At 69.2% G+C, this 16187-nt stretch carries 17 protein-coding genes and 1 riboswitch; of the genes, 7 read left to right on the forward strand and 10 right to left on the reverse strand.

The genetic code is table 11. The annotated features are described in order from the left end of the window. Positions 1-8: 8 nt before the first annotated feature. Positions 9-99, reverse strand: a riboswitch (glycine riboswitch). Between the two features lie 31 nt (positions 100-130). The 3 genes from AC07OH_RS02905 to AC07OH_RS02915 form a co-directional block, all read right to left on the reverse strand. Beyond that, positions 131-667, reverse strand: coding sequence for a hypothetical protein (locus tag AC07OH_RS02905; RefSeq protein WP_495299516.1), 537 nt, complete (start codon positions 665-667; stop codon positions 131-133). A gap of 96 nt (positions 668-763) precedes the next feature. Next, positions 764-1246, reverse strand: coding sequence for a L,D-transpeptidase Cds6 family protein (locus tag AC07OH_RS02910; protein WP_495299517.1), 483 nt, complete (start codon positions 1244-1246; stop codon positions 764-766). 260 nt (positions 1247-1506) lie between these two features. Then, complete coding sequence (locus AC07OH_RS02915) at positions 1507-2697, reverse strand: MFS transporter (RefSeq protein ID WP_495299518.1); 1191 nt, start codon at positions 2695-2697, stop codon at positions 1507-1509. Between the two features lie 109 nt (positions 2698-2806). Here AC07OH_RS02915 and AC07OH_RS02920 point away from each other — a divergent pair, with 109 nt between their 5' ends. Beyond that, on the forward strand, positions 2807-3586 hold the full coding sequence (locus tag AC07OH_RS02920; RefSeq protein WP_062474418.1) for an AraC family transcriptional regulator: 780 nt from the start codon (positions 2807-2809) through the stop codon (positions 3584-3586). A gap of 33 nt (positions 3587-3619) precedes the next feature. On the opposite strand, the gene AC07OH_RS02925 is transcribed toward AC07OH_RS02920, so the two are convergent. The 4 genes from AC07OH_RS02925 to denD form a co-directional block, all read right to left on the reverse strand. Further along, the gene (locus tag AC07OH_RS02925) at positions 3620-4912 is read right to left on the reverse strand and encodes a TRAP transporter large permease (RefSeq protein ID WP_354346482.1); all 1293 of its coding nucleotides are present in this window, start codon (positions 4910-4912) and stop codon (positions 3620-3622) included. 10 nt (positions 4913-4922) lie between these two features. Beyond that, positions 4923-5435: a TRAP transporter small permease gene (locus AC07OH_RS02930; RefSeq protein WP_095947438.1), complete on the reverse strand. Its 513-nt coding sequence runs from the start codon at positions 5433-5435 to the stop codon at positions 4923-4925. Between the two features lie 80 nt (positions 5436-5515). After that, positions 5516-6490 carry a TRAP transporter substrate-binding protein gene (locus AC07OH_RS02935; protein WP_489057209.1) on the reverse strand — a complete coding sequence of 325 codons (975 nt, stop codon included), beginning with the start codon at positions 6488-6490 and terminating at the stop codon, positions 5516-5518. Between the two features lie 55 nt (positions 6491-6545). Beyond that, positions 6546-7562, reverse strand: coding sequence for a D-erythronate dehydrogenase (denD, locus tag AC07OH_RS02940; protein ID WP_495299519.1), 1017 nt, complete (start codon positions 7560-7562; stop codon positions 6546-6548). Between the two features lie 65 nt (positions 7563-7627). On the opposite strand from denD, the gene AC07OH_RS02945 reads away from it, so the two are divergent. Next, complete coding sequence (locus AC07OH_RS02945; protein WP_495299520.1) at positions 7628-8689, forward strand: hypothetical protein; 1062 nt, start codon at positions 7628-7630, stop codon at positions 8687-8689. Positions 8690-8743: 54 nt separating this feature from the next. Here the strand turns inward: AC07OH_RS02945 and AC07OH_RS02950 are convergent, their stop codons facing one another. Further along, on the reverse strand, positions 8744-10447 hold the full coding sequence (locus tag AC07OH_RS02950) for an electron transfer flavoprotein-ubiquinone oxidoreductase (RefSeq protein ID WP_062474428.1): 1704 nt from the start codon (positions 10445-10447) through the stop codon (positions 8744-8746). Between the two features lie 151 nt (positions 10448-10598). Between AC07OH_RS02950 and AC07OH_RS02955 the strand changes: the two genes are divergently transcribed. The 3 genes from AC07OH_RS02955 (at position 10599) to AC07OH_RS02965 (ending at position 12711) form a co-directional block, all read left to right on the forward strand. Then, a complete protein-coding gene (locus AC07OH_RS02955) occupies positions 10599-11381 on the forward strand; it encodes an SDR family oxidoreductase (protein ID WP_489057206.1) in 783 nt (260 codons plus the stop codon). A 77-nt stretch (positions 11382-11458) separates the two neighbouring features. After that, positions 11459-12292, forward strand: coding sequence for a DMT family transporter (locus AC07OH_RS02960; RefSeq protein ID WP_495299521.1), 834 nt, complete (start codon positions 11459-11461; stop codon positions 12290-12292). Next, positions 12289-12711 carry an acyl-CoA thioesterase gene (locus AC07OH_RS02965; protein WP_070059373.1) on the forward strand — a complete coding sequence of 141 codons (423 nt, stop codon included), beginning with the start codon at positions 12289-12291 and terminating at the stop codon, positions 12709-12711. Before AC07OH_RS02960 ends, AC07OH_RS02965 begins: the two co-directional genes overlap by 4 nt. A gap of 29 nt (positions 12712-12740) precedes the next feature. Here the strand turns inward: AC07OH_RS02965 and AC07OH_RS02970 are convergent, their stop codons facing one another. Beyond that, on the reverse strand, positions 12741-14099 hold the full coding sequence (locus AC07OH_RS02970) for a sensor histidine kinase (RefSeq protein ID WP_495299522.1): 1359 nt from the start codon (positions 14097-14099) through the stop codon (positions 12741-12743). Further along, positions 14096-14770: a response regulator gene (locus AC07OH_RS02975; protein WP_062474437.1), complete on the reverse strand. Its 675-nt coding sequence runs from the start codon at positions 14768-14770 to the stop codon at positions 14096-14098. The genes AC07OH_RS02970 and AC07OH_RS02975 overlap by 4 nt, the downstream gene beginning before the upstream one ends. Positions 14771-14914: 144 nt before the next feature. Between AC07OH_RS02975 and AC07OH_RS02980 the strand changes: the two genes are divergently transcribed. Both AC07OH_RS02980 and AC07OH_RS02985 read left to right on the forward strand, forming a co-directional pair. After that, the gene (locus AC07OH_RS02980; protein WP_495299523.1) at positions 14915-15622 is read left to right on the forward strand and encodes a phosphatase PAP2 family protein; all 708 of its coding nucleotides are present in this window, start codon (positions 14915-14917) and stop codon (positions 15620-15622) included. Continuing rightward, positions 15609-16187 (forward strand): phosphatase PAP2 family protein, encoded by a 579-nt coding sequence (locus tag AC07OH_RS02985; protein ID WP_495299524.1) that lies wholly within the window; start codon positions 15609-15611, stop codon positions 16185-16187. The genes AC07OH_RS02980 and AC07OH_RS02985 overlap by 14 nt, the downstream gene beginning before the upstream one ends.

Raw genomic sequence — 16187 nt, forward strand, 5'->3', positions numbered from 1 at the left:
TGGTTGCCGGCGTCTTGTCAGTCCTTTTGCCTGAGCGTTCGGGGAACCCCTGCGCCTTCGGCGGCCCCGTCGCGCGGGGCTCTCTCCTGACCCGGCGAGTGTAGTGGATCGCGGGGCTGGGGCTGGCGGCTCAGTGCACGGTTTCTGCCGGCGGCAGCAGCTTGTCGATGCGCTCGCGCAGCGAGTCGGCGCGCTCGGGGCCGGCGGTCTTCTCGATCTCGGAGAGCATCAGCGCGGCGATGGTCAGCATGGCCTCGCGGTCGCGGGCCTCGCGCAGGGCGTCGCGCATCTGGTTGGCGAAGCGCGGGTCGCGGCGCACGAACATGCGCTCGCAGATGTCGAACAGGAACATGCGCGTGGTGGCCAGCGAGCGCTTGCCGTCGAAGCTGTCGGCCGACGTGGCGACCTGGATCGGCTCGGCGGCGGGGACGGGCGTGGGGGCCGGTGCGGGCGGTGGCGCGACCGGGCGTGCGACCTGCAGGTAGCCGCGCTGCATCAGCCCCTGGATCGCCTGCTCGGCCTCGACGCGGCTGGGGAACAGCGGGCTGAAGTCGGTCAGCGAGCGCCGGCCGTCGGCCATGAGCAGCAGGGCGCGCTCACGCTGGCTGAGCGTGCGCTGCCCGGCCTGGAGTTCGTCGCGTGCCTTCTCGGTCTTGGTGGGGAACATGGCGGCCACAGCTTTCGGAGGTCGAAGGCTGCAGCATCGTTGCAAGTGGTGACATCTTCGTGAACCATTTGCCTTACAGGGACAAGGGGGTGCGCGTCAGTTGCCCGCGCTCTCCTTGCGGATCAGCCAGCGCGGGCCCACGCGCTGCAGCTCGAGCGTCTTGCGGTCGGTCTCGGTGAGCGCGTCGGCGCGGTAGACCTGCCGGAACTGCGCGCTGGCCGAGGTGCCCTGGACGCTGATCACCAGCCCCTCGATGCCCACGCTGATGCGCGACTTGCCCGTGATGCGGGCGCGCCGGTCGGCCTCCCAGCGCTCGCGGGTCTGGCCGCGCGCGGGGGTGAAGTCGGGTGCGTAGGCGGCGAGGTAGCGCTCCACGTCGCGCGCGGACCAGGCGGCGGCCCAGGCGCGCACGGCGCTTTCCACTTCGGCGAGGTGGGTGACGGGATTGGTGGGGTTTGTGGGGGCGGCTGCTGGTGCAACGGCTGCAACGGGCGCGGCGGCCGGCGTGGCCGCGATACCGGCGGTGGCCAGCAAGCCGGCAGCGACAAGGCTGCTGCCCTGGGCGACGATTCGGTGCATGGCGTCCTTCTCTTTCCTTCTTCTTGTCTGTCAGGCTCGACGTCGAAGCTTGCGTCGATTCTGGCAGTGAAAGAGAGCGCGTGCGGCGTGGAATTGCCCACGGATTTCGGTGGTCCTTTGTTCAGGGCGCGTGCACAGGACACCGGGTACTTCCCTCCGCGAATGTCCCCCGCCTTCGGCTCCTCCTTGATTTCGCTGCGGGAAGCACCCAGTGCCCTGTGCACGATGGGCGCTGCCGCTGTGCGGGCACGGAACTCAATTCAAGCCGCCGCAGCCTCACCTGTCATCACCTGTACCGTCCGGTTGCGCAGCCGCAAGGCCAGCACGGTCGCGACGCACAGCACGCACAACACCACCGTGAGCGTCACGCCGAGCCCGCGTGCATCCGACAGCAGGCCGAACAGCGGCGACACCAGTCCGCCGACCGAGAGCGCGAGACCGAGCGTGATGCCGCTGGCGGTGGCCGGGTTGCGCGGCAGGTAGTCCTGCGCGAGCGTCACCTGCGCGGCGAAGGGCAGGAACATGCTCATGCCGAGCCACGCGGTGCAGGCCAGCGCCGCGCCGGGCGTGGAGGCGAGCACGAGGCCCGCCATGGCCGGCAGCGCGAGCAGGTAGCCGCTGCGGATCGTGCCCATGCGCCCGATGCGGTCGCCGAGCCAGCCGCCGGCCAGCGTGCCCACGGCCCCTGCGGCGGTGAAGGCGGTGAGCGCCGCGGCGCCCTGGAAGGTGCTGCCGTGAAGGTCGCGCGTGATGCGCAGCGAAAGCATCGACAGCACCGTGACGTACGGGATCGACCAGCCCACGATGGTCGCCACCAGCAGGCTGAAGGCGCGCCAGTCGTTGTGCGGTTTGAGCACCTGGGCGCGGGCCTGCGCGGCGCGCGCCGCCGTGGCCGCGTGCTGGGCGGCCGCACCGCGCCGCGCGTTGGCCGCGACCCACACCACGCCCATCGCCAGCGCGGGAATGCCCAGCAAGTAGCTGCGCGACAGGCTGCCGCCACCGACCACCGTGGCCGCCAGCACGGGCGCGAACGAGGCGCCGATGGTGCCACCCACCGAGAACACGCTCATCGCCTTCTGCGAAGCGCCGCCGGCCGCGCGCGCGGCCACGGTCGCGGGCGGGTGGTAGGCCGCGATGCCCAGCCCGCACAGCGCAACCGCGATCCAGGTCAGCAGGTAGCTCTGGCTCAGGCCCGCCAGCACCACGCCCAGCGCCGCCACTAGGAAGCCCACGGGCACCAGCCAGGCGCGCGGGTGGCGGTCGGCGTACAGGCCGAACAGCGGCTGCACCACGCTCGACAGCCCGGTGGCCGCCAGCATCAGGCCGCTCACGGCCGTGTAGCTGTAGCCGCGCTCCAGCACCATGAAGGGCAGCAGCGCGGGCACGAGGCCCTGGTAGAGGTCGTTGACGGCGTGGGTGCCGGTGAGCAGCCCGAGTCGGCGCGTGTTCATGCGATGGCTTCTTTCCTGGATGTCCGGTTGGAGAAAAAGAGGGAGAAAAGCCATCGTAGGAAGCCAGGAGAATATGTTCTCGCTACGAATGTGCAAACATCGTCGTGAAATGGACAAACTGAATCTGCGCCCCGACGAGGGCGAATCGACCCCGCGCGCCGTCGCCGTGCTGGCCACCGATCCGGCGGGCGACGCCTTCATTCCGCCGCATGCGCACCGGCGCGGGCAGCTCATCCACGCGATCTCGGGCGTGATGATGGTCGGCGCGGCGGCCGGCAGCTGGGTGGTGCCGCCGGGGCGCGGCGTCTGGGTGCCGCCGGGCATGACGCACCAGATCCGCATGGCGGGCGAGGTGAAGATGCGCACCGTCTTCGTCGAGCCCGGCACGCGCGCCGACCTGGGTGCCGAGTGCCGCGTGATCCATGTGGGCGCGTTGCTGCGCGAGCTGATCGTGGCGGCCGTGTCGCTGCCGCTGGACTACCCGCCGGGCGGGCGCGACGAACGCGTGATGGAGCTGATCCTCGACGAGATCGAGGCCGCGCCCGCGCTGTCGCTGCATGTGCCGATGCCGCGCCATGCGCGCCTGGCCGCGCTGTGCGAGGCGCTGATCCGCGACCCCGCGCAGCCCGCCACGCTCGACGGCTGGGCCGCGCGGCTGCACATGAACGCGCGCACGCTGGCCCGGTTGTTCGAACGCGAGACCGGCATGACCTTCGGCGCGTGGTGCCGCCAGGCGCGGCTGCTGCTGAGCCTGCCGCGGCTGGCCGCGGGCGCGTCAATCCTGGAGGTGGCACTGGCGCACGGCTACGAGAGCCCGAGCGCCTTCACCGCGATGTTCCGCCGCACGCTCGGCGTGCCGCCGAGCCAGTACCTGCACCCGCCGGCCTGAAGCTGGGGGTGCGGGCGGGAGCGGCCCGTGCCGCTACTTGAACCCGAGCGCGCGCGGCAGCCAGGTGCTCAGCATCGGCACGAAGGTCAGCAGGACCAGCACCGCGCCGTGCGCCCACAGGAAGGGCACCAGTTCCTTCACCAGCGCCGACATCGGCACCTTCGACACGTTGCAGGTGACGAACAGCAGCCCGCCCACCGGCGGCGTGATCATGCCCAGCGTGAGGTTGAAGATCACGATCATCGCGAAGTGCACCGGGTCGACGCCCAGCTTGATCGCCACCGGCGCAAGGATCGGCGCCAGCACCATCACGCCCGGCAGCGGCTCGATGAAGATGCCGAACAAGAGCAGGAACACGTTGACGATGATCAGGAACATCCACGGCGAGAGGTTCATGCTGATGAGCCATTCGGCCATCTGCTGCGGAATGCCCTCGATGGTCAGCACCCACGCGAACGAGGCCGACAGCCCGATGATGATCAGCACCGACGCCGACAGCAGGGCCGAGCGCGACAGGATGTCGGGCAGCATCTTCCACTCGAGCGTGCGGTAGATGAACTTGCCGCACACCAGCGCGTAGAACACCGCCACCACCGACGCTTCGGTGGGCGTGAACCAGCCGGCGCGCATGCCGCCCAGGATCACCACCGGCAGCAGGATGGCGGGAATCGCCTTCCATGTCGTGATGAGGATCTCGCGCAGCGGCGGCGTCTGGCCGTCGCCCTTGTAGTTGCGCTTCTTCGAGACGTAGAAGTTCACGACGCACATCGCCACCGCGATCAGGATGCCCGGCACGATGCCGGCCACGAACAGCTGGCCGACCGACACGGTCTCGTCCTGCAGCGCGTAGATGATCATGATGATCGAGGGCGGAATGATCGGCCCCACGATGGCCGTGGAGGCCGTCAGCGCCGCCGCGTACGAGCGGTCGTAGCCGGCCTTGTCCATCATCTTGATGAGCATCGAGCCGGGGCCGGCCGCATCGGCCAGCGCCGAGCCCGAGATGCCCGAGAAGAAGGTCAGCGACACCACGTTGGTGTAGCCCAGCCCGCCGCGGCGGTGGCCGACGAACTGGCCCGCGAAGCGCAGCAGCACCTCGGTGAGCGAGCCGCCGCTCATGAGCTCGGCGGCCAGGATGAAGAAGGGCACGGCCATCAGCGGAAAGCTGTCGATACCGGTGAAGGTTTCCTTCAGCAGCACCATCAGCGGGTAGCTTTCCGCGAGGATCAGGGTGGCGGCCGTGGCCAGGCCGAGCGCGAAGGCCACGGGCACGCCGATGGCCAGGAACACGCAGGCGGAGACGATCAGGACAATGCTGGCATCCATGGTCTTCTCCTTACAGCGAGGCCGACGCGTTGGCGTCGAAATGCGCGTCCGACGCGAACTCGCGGTTCAGCACGTAGCCGCGCACCACCAGCAGCCAGTGCACGATCAGCAGCACGCCGCCGATCAGCATCGCGCTGTAGATGTAGGCGAACGGAATCTGCGTCACGGCGGTGAGCTGGAACATCGTGCGTTCCATGTAGAGCCAGCCGTACCAGACCATGAAGCCGAAGAAGGCGAACAGCAGCCCGGCCACCACGAGGCGCACCGCCACGGCCGCGGGCCGGGGCAGGGCGTCCTGCAGGTTCTCGACGGCGATGTGGCCGCCGTAGCGCAGCACGGGCCCGGCGCCCAGGAAGGTGAGCCAGATCATCATGTGGCGCGACACTTCTTCGGCCCATTCGATCGACTGGTTCGTGGTGTAGCGCAGCACGACGTTGGTGAAGATGATGACGGACATGGCCGCCAGCAGGAGGATCAGCGCCCACCGGTTGGCGGCGAGAAAGTAGCGCTCGAAAGCTTGCACGTTGTGGTTCTCTGTGGTGTCGGAAATGCGAAGCGCCCGGCCCACTGAGGCGGGCCGGGCGCGGTCGGGTCGCAGCAGTCTTACTTGACGTCCGTGATCTTCTTGATGTTGTCGGCGCCGAATTCCTTGGCGTAGCCCACGTAGGCCGGCTTCAGGGCGTCGCGGAAGGCCGCGCCGTCGACGGTGCGCGTGACCTTCATGCCGTCTTTTTCAAGCTGGGCGATGCCGTTGTTCTCGTCGTCGTTGACCTTCTTGCGCTGAGCGATCGAGGCCTTCTTCGCCGCTTCGGTGAACACCTTCTTGTCGGCGTCCGAGAGCTTGTTCCACACCTTGGGCGACAGCAGCAGCAGCGCCGGCGAGTAGACGTGGCCGGTGAGAGACAGGTGCTTTTGCACCTGCGAGAACTTCGAGGACAGGATCACCGGAATCGGGTTTTCCTGGCCGTCGACCGTGCCTTGCTGCAGCGCGCCGAACAGTTCGGGGAAGGCCATCGGCGTGGGCAGGATGCCGAAGGTGCGGTAGCCGTCCATGTGCACCTTGTTTTCCATGGTGCGCATCTTCAGGCCGGCCGCGTCGGTGGGCTTGACGATGTCGCGCTTGCTGTTCGTCATGTGGCGGAAGCCGTTCTCCGTCCAGGCCAGCGCGATGATGCCCTTGCTCGGGAACTTGGTCAGGATGTCCTGGCCGATGGGGCCGTCCATGACCTTGCGGGCGTGGTCGTAGTCGCGGAACAGGAAGGGGATGTCGACGATCTTGACCTCGGGCACGAAGTTGCCCACGGGGCCGGTCGAGGTGTTCAGCAGGTCTTGCGTGCCGAGCTGGATCGCTTCGATCTGCTCGCGCTCGCCGCCCAGCGCCGAGTTGGCGAAGTGCTGGCACTTGAAGCGGTTCTGGGTGTTCTTTTCGACCTCTTCGCAGAACACGGTGGAGCCCACGCCGTAATGCGATTCCTTGGACGTCGCATAGCCGATCTTGAGAACGGTGGGTTGCTGCGCGAAGGCGGCGGTGCCCAGGGCGAGCGAAAGGCAGGCGGCGGCGATGTGGCCGAATTTCATGGTGTCTCCGGGGAGTTGGGGGTCGAAAGCGCGTCAGGCGCAGGTCAGGAAATGACTATGCACCAATAACCAGTTTGACCGCGTCGGGACTTTCACGGACGTAGGCGCGGATCACCGCGTCGAAGCTCTCGTCGGCCGTGAGACCGAGGGCGCGGGCGCGTGGCGTGTCGAAGCGCCCGGGCCAGGTTTTCACGATGCGGCGGATGGCGGCGTCGGGTGTGCGGTCGAGCAGGTCGGTGGCGGCGCGGCCGGCCACGCGTTCGAGCGCGGCGGCCATCTCGCCCACGGTGGTGGCCAGCGAGGGCAGGTTGAGCGCGGTGCGCGGGCCCCAGTCGGCGTCGCTCGCTTCGGCGGCGCGCACGATGCCTTCGATGGTCCGGGCCGGCGAGGCGATGGCCACGGGCGTCTCGTCGGGCACCGGGCAGGCCGCGCGCAGGCCGGCGAGCGGCTCGCGGATCATGCCGCTGAAGAAGCCCGAGGCCGCGCCGTTCGGTTGGCCGGGGCGCACGCTCACCGTCATGAGGCGCACGCTGCGCCCCTGCACGAAGCCCTTGCGGGTGTAGTCGGCCACCAGCTGCTCGCCGATGAATTTCTGGATGCCGTAGCTGGTTTGCGGCGTGGGCAGCGTGTGGTCGTCGATGAGCGCGGGCAGCGGCTGTTCGGGCGAATCGCCGAACACGGCGAGCGAGCTGGAGAACACCAGCACCGGCCGCGTGCCGAGCGCGCGCAGCTTCTCGAGCAGGCCGTGCGTGGCGGCGAAGTTGCTGCGCATGCCCAGGTCGAAGTCGGCCTCGCATTCGCCGCTGACGGCGGCCGCCAGGTGGAACACCGCGTCGGCCTCGCGCCAGAAGGCGGCGCCGTTGTCGGCCAGCTGGGCGTTGAGGTCGCCGGTGGCGGCTGCGATGCGCGGGTTGGCCGCGAGGTCGGGCGGCGGCGGCGCGCGGTCGACCAGCGTGATGCGGGCGATGTCGCGGGCGGGGGCGCCGGCGAGCGACAGCTGGCCCAGGGCCAGGAGGGTGCGCGCCAGGCGCGCGCCGAGAAAGCCGGAGCCGCCGGTGATGACGATGTGCATGGGGTCCTGTCTCCTTGTGTCCTTGTGTCGCGAGGATAGCGTCGGTGGTATCGCACAATTTGCGCATGCCCATGCTGCCCCCCGATCTCCTCGCCACCCTGCGTTTGCCTGTGCTGCAGGACGCCGACCTCGACACCCAGGCCTCCTTCTTCAAGCGGCCGGAGGTCCGTGGGCTCTACTTCGAGGTGGTGGAGGGCTCGGCGAAGGACGAGGTGCTGCGGGCCGCCGTCGCGCAGCTCGGCGAGCTGCATCCGCACCGGGCCGCGTTGCTGGCGGTGTTCTGCGGCGCGCTGGTCGAGAACGGCGCCGATCCGCAGCTCATGTTCGACGCCGTGCGGCAGCTGGCCGGGCGCCTGCTGGCGTCGCTGGCGCCGTACTGCGCGGCGCAGCCGTACGAACCCGATGAGGACGACGAAGAACCGCAGGACGAGGCAGAACTCGCCGCCTGGCAGGCCGCCGAAGCGGCGCTCGCGGCGCTGTCGCCGCAGGCCCGTTTCGAGGTCGATGCGCTGCAGCGCGCGGTCGACCTGCTGGTGCTGCCGCTCATGACCATGGTGGTGCGCGATGTGCGCAACCACCAGTCGCTGGTGGCGGACGCGGGCCTGCTCGCGCAGGTCGAGGCGATGTACGCCAACGACTCGCTGCCCTTCGAGGCCTTGCACTTCCTGCGCGCCGCGGCCCAGCTGTCGTACGAGGACGAGCTGGTGGTCCTGCTGCCGGCGTCGCGCGCGGGCATGGTCGTTCGCGCCCAGGGCATCAACAACAACTTCCACGCCTTCTCGCTGCTGCAGGACCTGATGGAAACGCACGCCCAGACGCTGGGCATCCGGCAGCCGCCGCGCACGCGCCGCGACGAGGACAGCGATGCCGCCGCCTTCCTCTGGCTGCAGGCGACGGCCTTCGCCCAGGGCGAGCTGGTGGATCACATGGCGTGGTCCTGGGGCGAAGGCACGCTGCGCGAGAACGCGCGCCGGCAGGGGCGGCTGGTGCTCGTCGCGCTGGAGACGGACGACAAGCCCGCGCGCGGCTGGAACGGATTCACCCACGTGCTGCATGCCGAGCAGAACCCGCAGGTGTCGCTGGTGCACTTCCTCACGCCCGACGAGGTCGCCGCGTACCTCGCCTGAGCCCCATGAAGAAAGCCCTCCGAAGAGGGCTTTCATGCATCGACGCGGCGGGGCTTACATGCCCACGTAGTTCGGACCGCCGCCGCCTTCGGGCGTGACCCAGACGATGTTCTGCGTCGGGTCCTTGATGTCGCAGGTCTTGCAGTGCACGCAGTTCTGCGCGTTGATCTGCAGGCGTTCCTTGCCGGCGCTGGCTTCGTCAGGCACGAACTCGTACACGCCGGCCGGGCAGTAGCGGCTTTCGGGGCCGGCGAACTTGGCGAGGTTGACGTTGACCGGCACCGACGCGTCCTTCAGCGTCAGGTGGGCGGGCTGCTGCTCTTCATGGTTCGTGTTGCTGATGAACACGCTGGAGAGGCGGTCGAAGGTGAGCTTGCCGTCCGGCTTCGGATAGACGATGGGCTTGCACTCGGCGGCCGGCTTCAGGTACTGGTGGTCGGGCTTGTTGCGGCGCAGGGTCCATGGGATGTGGCCCTTGAGCAGCCACTGCTCGACGCCGTTCATGACCGTGGCGATGCCCAGGCCCTTCTTGAACCAGGCCTTGAAGTTGCGCGCCTTGTTCAGCTCGGTGTAGAGCCAGCTCTTCTCGAACGCGGCCGGGTAGGCCGTGAGTTCGTCGTGCTGGCGGCCGGCCATGACCGCGTCGAAGGCGGCCTCGGCGCACAGCATGCCGGTCTTGATGGCGGCGTGGCTGCCCTTGATGCGGCTCACGTTCAGGTAGCCGGCCTCGCAGCCGACCAGCGCGCCGCCCGGGAACACCGTCTTGGGCAGCGACATCAGGCCGCCGGCCGTGATGGCGCGCGCGCCGTAGCCGATGCGCTTGGCGGGCTTGATGCCCTTGGCTTCGTCGCCCTCGAGGTACCAGCGGATGTTGGGGTGCAGCTTCCAGCGTTGCATTTCCTCGAACGGGCTCAGGTACGGGTTGCTGTAGTCCAGGCCCGTGATGAAGCCCATCGTGACCTTGTTGTCCTCCATGTGATAGAGGAACGCGCCGCCGTAGGTGTTGTTGTCCATCGGCCAGCCGGCCGTGTGCAGCACGAAGCCGGGCTGGTGGCGCTTGGGATCGATTTCCCAGACTTCCTTGACGCCCAGGCCGTAGGTCTGCGGGTCGCGGCCTTCGTCGAGCTTGAACTTGGCGATCAGCTGGCGGCCCAGGTGGCCGCGCGCGCCTTCGGCGAACACCGTGTACTTGCCCAGCAGCTCCATGCCGAGCTGGAAGTTCTCGGTGGGTTCGCCGTCCTTGCCCACGCCCATGTTGCCGGTGGCGACGCCGCGCACCGAGCCGTTCTCGTTGTAGAGCACTTCGGCCGCCGGGAAGCCCGGGAAGATTTCCACGCCCAGGTTCTCGGCCTGCTGCGCCAGCCACTTGGTGAAGGCACCCAGGCTGATGATGTAGTTGCCGTGGTTCTGGAAGCAGGCCGGCAGGAAGGCGTTGGGCGTGCGCAGGCCCGACTTTTCGCTCAGGAACACCATGGCGTCGTCGGTCACCGGCTGGTTCAGCGGGGCGCCGAGTTCCTCCCAGTCGGGCAGCAGCTCGTTGAGCGCGCGCGGGTCCATGATGGCGCCCGACAGGATGTGCGCGCCGGGCTCGGAACCCTTCTCGAGCACCACGACGGAGATTTCCTTCTCCTGCTGGGCGGCGAGCTGCTTGAGGCGGATCGCGGTCGAGAGGCCGGCGGGGCCGCCGCCGACCACGACCACGTCGTATTCCATGGCTTCGCGAGGGCCGAACTGGGCGAGGATTTCGTCGTGCGTCATGTGGGTTGGGTCGATAATGATTTTTAGAGGCGCGGGGGCGTCCCGGTTCGCCGGGCATTTTATGCGGCGTCCGGCGGGGGCCTTGTCGCCCGCGGGCGAGGCGCCTTGCCCGTACTGCGCGTCACCTGCGCGACTCCACAGGATTCAGCTCATGGCTTACAGCATCGATCTCTCCGGCCGCGTGGCTTTCGTCACCGGCGCCTCCAGCGGACTGGGCGCCCAGTTCGCGAAAACACTGGCCCGTGCCGGCGCCGCCGTGGTGCTGGCCAGCCGCCGCGTCGAGAAGCTCAAGGAGCTGCGCGCACGCATCGAAGGCGAGGGCCACGACGCCCACGTGGTCGAACTCGACGTGACCGACATCGGCAGCATCAAGGCCGCCGTGGCGCGCGCCGAAACCGAAGTGGGGCCCATCGACATCCTGGTCAACAACTCGGGCGTGAGCGCGACGCAGCGCCTGCAGGACGTCACGCCCGACGACTACGACTACATCTTCGACACCAACGTGAAAGGCTCCTTCTTCGTTGCGCAAGAGGTCGGCAAGCGCATGCTGGCGCGCGCCCAGGGCACGGCGCCGGGCACCTACATCGGCGGGCGCATCATCAACATTGCCTCGGCGGCGGCGCTGAAGGTCATGCCGCAGATCGGCACCTACTGCATGAGCAAGATCGCCGTGGTGCAGATGACCAAGGCCATGGCGCTGGAGTGGGGCCGCTTCGGCATCAACGTGAACGCGCTGTGCCCGGGCTACATCACGACCGAACTCAACGAAGAGCACTGGAGCACCGAGGGCGGCGCCAAGCTGGTCAACATGCTGCCGCGCAAGCGCGTGGGCAAGCCCGAAGACCTCGACGGCCTGATCGTGCTGCTGGCCAGCGGCGAGAGCCATTTCGTGAACGGCGCCGTCATCGCGGCCGACGACGGGTTCGCGATCTGAGCCCCCGGGCCTGGATCGGCATTGCCGCCGGCCTGGGCGCCGGCGCGCTCTGGGGCCTGGTGTTCGTGGCGCCGCGCATGGTCGGCCACTTCGGCATGGTCGACATCACGGCGGCGCGCTTCGCGGTGTTCGGTGCGGTGTCGGCGCTGGCGGTGTTCGTACGGCCCGCGGCCGTGCGCTGGCCGACGGGCCGGCAGGCGCTCGCGGCGCTCGGCCTGAGCGTGCTGGGCTTCAGCGGCTACTACCTGCTGCTGGCCTTCGGCATCGCGGCGGCGGGCACCGAGGTGCCCAGCCTCATCATCGGCACGATTCCTGTCTGGATGATGCTGCTGGGCCGGCCCGCGGGCCTGCACATGCGGGCCTTGCTGCCCGGCCTGCTGCTCACGGGCGCGGGCATCGCACTGATGATCTGGGGCGCGTGGTCGGCGCAGCATGGCGCGGGCGGTGGTGGCGGTGCGCGCTTCGGCTGGGGCATCGCGCTGGCGCTGTGTTCGATGGTGAGCTGGACGGTCTACGGCCTGCTCAACGCCGCCTGGCTGCAACGGCACCGCGAGGTGCATGCGGCCGACTGGGCCAACTGGCTGGGCATTGCGACCGGCCTGGGCGCCTTGCTGCTGTGGGCGGTGGCGGGCAGCGATGTCGCCACGCTGCAGTCGCAGCCCGACGGCATGCTGTTCATCTGGATCGCGCTGGCGAGCGGCTTCGGCTCGTCGTGGCTCGCGACCATTCTCTGGAACGTCGCAAGCCAGCGCCTCTCGGCCAGCCTGTGCGGCCAACTGATCGTGAGCGAGACGCTGTTCGCCTTGCTCTATTCTTTCCTCTGGGACGGCCGCTGGCCGCAGGCCACCGAGTGGGTGGCGGCGGCGCTGTTCGTCCTGGGCATCCTCGCATCCATCAAGGCCCACCGATGAGAATCGAAATCCCTGAAAAGAAGAAGCTCGTGTACGAGATGTCGATCCCCATCCGCTGGGGCGACATGGACGCCATGGGCCACCTGAACAACGGCACCTACTTCCGCTACCTCGAGACGGCGCGCATCGACTGGATCCGCTCGCTCGGCGTCGAGCCCACGCCGGGTGGGGAGGGCATGGTGATCGTCAACGCCTTCTGCAACTTCTATCGGCAGATCGAGTACCCGGGCAACGTGCGCATCAAGATGTACGTGAGTGACCCGGGGCGCACCACCTTCGAAAGCTGGGCCACCATGGTCCGCGAAGACGCGCCGGACGTGCTCTGCGCGGCCGGCGGCGCGACCACCATCTGGGTCGACTTTCCGAAGCAGAAGGCGCTGGCGCTGCCCGACTGGCTGCGCGAGATCGTCAGCGACTGAAGACGCGCTGACGCGTCGACGCAAAAGGCTCAGGCCGGCCGCAGCACGATGCGCGCCTCGAAGCCGCGCGCCATGCCGGGCGGCGGCGAGGCCAGCTCCAGCGTTGCGTTGTGTTTCTCGACGATGGTGCTCACGATCGACATGCCCAGGCCGTAGCCGGCGCGGTCCGAGCCGTGGCGCACATGGCGATGGTGCAGCGACTGCAGCTGTTCGGGGCTGACACCCGGGCCGGCATCGCGCACCGCGAGCACGCAGGGCGCCGCCACCTCGATCGTCACGCGGCCGTCGCCGCTGTAGCGCAGCGCGTTCTCCACGAGGTTGCGCAGCGCGATCGCCAGCGCATCGACGTCGCCGAAGGCCACGGGCGCCGCGCTGTCGGGCACCTTGAGCTTCAGGCGTTCGTTGATCTGCGGGTCTTGCCAGAACTCCTGCGCCACCGTGCCCGCCAGCTGCACCAGGTCGACCCGCGCCCGCGTGAGCGAGGCGCCCGATTCGGCGCGCGACAGCTGCAGCAGCTTTTCGGCGCGGTGGCTCAGCATCTGCAGCGCCTGCAGCGCGCCTTCGACGTCGGCGCGCTTCAGGTCGTGGTCGAGTGCGGTCTGCAGCCGCAGGCGCGCGGCGGCCAGCGGCGTGCGCAGCTCGTGCGCAGCATTGGCGGCCAGCGCGCGCTCCACGTCCAGCGACTGCGACAGCCGTTGCAGCAGCCGGTTGACATGGTCGCCCACCGCGCGCAGCTCCTGCGGCAGGCCGGGCAGGGTGATCGGGCGCAGGTCGGCGCCGTTGCGCTTCTCGATCTCGCCGGCCAGCTGCTGCAGCACGCGCAGCTCGGTGCGCGCGACCCGGCGCAGCACCAGCGCCAGCAGCGGCAGCACCGCGCCGAGCGGGATGATGAGGCCGAACAGCGTGCGGTTCAGTGCGCGGCGGCGTTCGTCCAGCGGGTCGGCCACCTGGAAGTACAGGCCCAGCGTGGGGTGGCGCACGGTGTAGATGCGCCAGGTCTGGTTGTTGGCGAAGCCGGCGGCCAGCGGCACGTCGAAGGCGTCGTCGGGGGCCTCGGCCGAGCGCAGCAGCACGTGCTCGTGCACGTCGACCACCTGGTACATCACGGCGTCTTCGGAGAACAGCTGCTTGGGCGCGATCAGCGGCGTGTCCTGCTTGCCGTTCTCGTGGTGCAGGCGCAGCTTCTCGAGCTCCTGCACCGCCATGTCGAACATGCGGTGCGACACCTCCACCAGCTCGTTGTCGAAGTTGTGGTTGATCTCGCGGTCCACGTACCAGACCACGGCGAGCACGCACAGCAGCCACACGCCGCCGACCCACAGGATCAGCGTGCGCGTGAGGCGCCCGGCCAGCGAATCGCGGCGGTCGCGCAGCAGGGTGCCGGTCATTCCTCGTCGTCCGCCGAGAACGACAGCCGGTAGCCCAGGCCGCGCAGCGTCTGGATGTGGCTGCGCCCGAGCTTACGCCGCAGCCGGCTGATGAACACCTCGAGCGTGTTGCTGTCGGCCTCGTCGCCGAAACCGTAAAGCGCGTCGGCCAGGTTGTCGCGCGTGTGGATGCGCTCGGGCCGCGTGGCCATCACGCGCAGCAGCGCCCATTCCTTCTGCGTGAGCACGACGGGCACGCCGTCCTTGCGCACGCGGTCGTGGGCCAGGTCGATCTCCAGCGTGCCCAGCTGCAGCACCGGCGAGGTGTTGGCGCTGCGCCGGCGTTCCACGGCGCGCAGCCGCGCCAGCAGCTCGGCCGGGTCGTAGGGCTTGATGAGGTAGTCGTCGGCGCCGGCATCGAGCCCGCGGATGCGGTCGGTGACCTGGTCGCGGGCCGTGAGCACGATGACGATGGGCGGCTCGCGCAGCGCGCGCACCTGCGGCAGCAGAGACAGGCCGTCGCCGTCGCCCAGGTGCAGGTCGAGCAGCACCGCCGCGTACTGCACCGAGAGCAGCGCGCCGCGCGCCTCGGCCAGGCTGGGGGCCACGTCGACGACGAACGCCTTGGCGACCAGGTAACTGCAGACCGCGTCTGCCAACGAACTGTCATCTTCGACCAGCAAGATTCGCACGCGGTGGCCCTTACAAAAACTCGAAGTCTATAGCGCCGCCCCCTGGCCGGGAAACCGAGTCAGGAATCGTTCAGGTCCCTTCAGACTGGGTTCATCCCGCGTGCGTAGGCTCGCGCCAGTCTGTTCCGAGGCCTGTTTTTCTTCATGACCCGTTCCCCGAATCTCCGTCTCGGAGCCCTGACCTTGCTTGCCCTGGCCCTGCTGATGATCTGGGACGCCCTTGGCGGCGACCTGCCGCTGGCCCGCCTGGCCGGCACGCCGATGGGCTTTCCCTGGCGCGAGAACCCTTTCCTGGTGCACGTGATGCACGAGGGCGCGAGAAACCTCAGCTGGCTGCTGGTGTTCGGCCTGTTCGCCGCCATCCGCTGGCCCGTGGGCGTGCTGCGGCGCCTGGACACGGGCGCCCGCGTGCAGCTGGCGCTGACGGTGCTGGCCTCGGTGCTGGCCGTGAGCCTGATCAAGCATGCGAGCGACACCAGCTGCCCCTGGGACCTGAAGGAGTTCGGCGGCGCGGCGCGCTACGTGTCGCACTGGGCCTGGGGCCAGGACGACGGCGGGCCGGGCGGCTGCTTCCCGGCCGGCCATGCCTCGGCCGCCTTTGCCTACCTCGGCGGGTATTTCGTGCTGCGGCGCGTGGCACCGCGCGGGGCTGTCGTGTGGCTGTGCGTGGCGCTGGCCGCCGGCCTCGTGCTCGGCGTGGCGCAGCAGATGCGCGGCGCGCACTACATGAGCCACACGCTGTGGACCGCCTGGGTCTGCTGGAGCGTCGGTTTCCTCATCGATCTGGTGGCGACGCGCCGCCGGACTGTCCCTCCCGTCGAGCGCACCGCGCCGCTGCATGCAAGTCCTTGATTTCGCCCTGTTCAGCTGGATCAACGCCTCGGCCTCGGCGCCGGCGTGGGGCATCCGGTTCGCGGTGTTCGCCTCGAACGTGCTGCCGACGCTGCTGGCACTGTCGATCGCGCTGGCAGCCGCCTTCGACCGCCGCTGGCGCCACGCCTTCTTCACCGCGCTGGTCAGCGTGCTCGTGGTGTGGCTGGTGGTGAACGTGTTCCGCACGCTGCTGCCGTTTCCGCGGCCGGCGTTCTATGGCCTGGGCATCCAGTGGGTGCCGCAGGGCGTGCGACCGGGCTTTCCGAGCCTGCATGCGGCCGGCACCTTTGCCGCGGCCTTTTCGCTGCTGTGGTGCCTGCCGTGGCGCGCACCGGCGTGCGCCGCGCTTGCGGTGGCGGCGCTGGTGGGCTGGAGCCGGCTCTACCTGGGCCTGCACTTCCCGTCCGACATTGCCGGGGCCGCGATCCTCGGGGCGCTCGTCTCGATGGCCGTGGCGCATGCCGTCGCGACCCGGCCGTTCGTGCGCTCGTCGCGCCGGATTCGCCAGGCCCGTTGGCGCGCGCGTGCGCGGCGCGGCGTCTAG

It is taken from the genome of Variovorax sp. GW821-FHT10C12 (assembly GCF_059415405.1).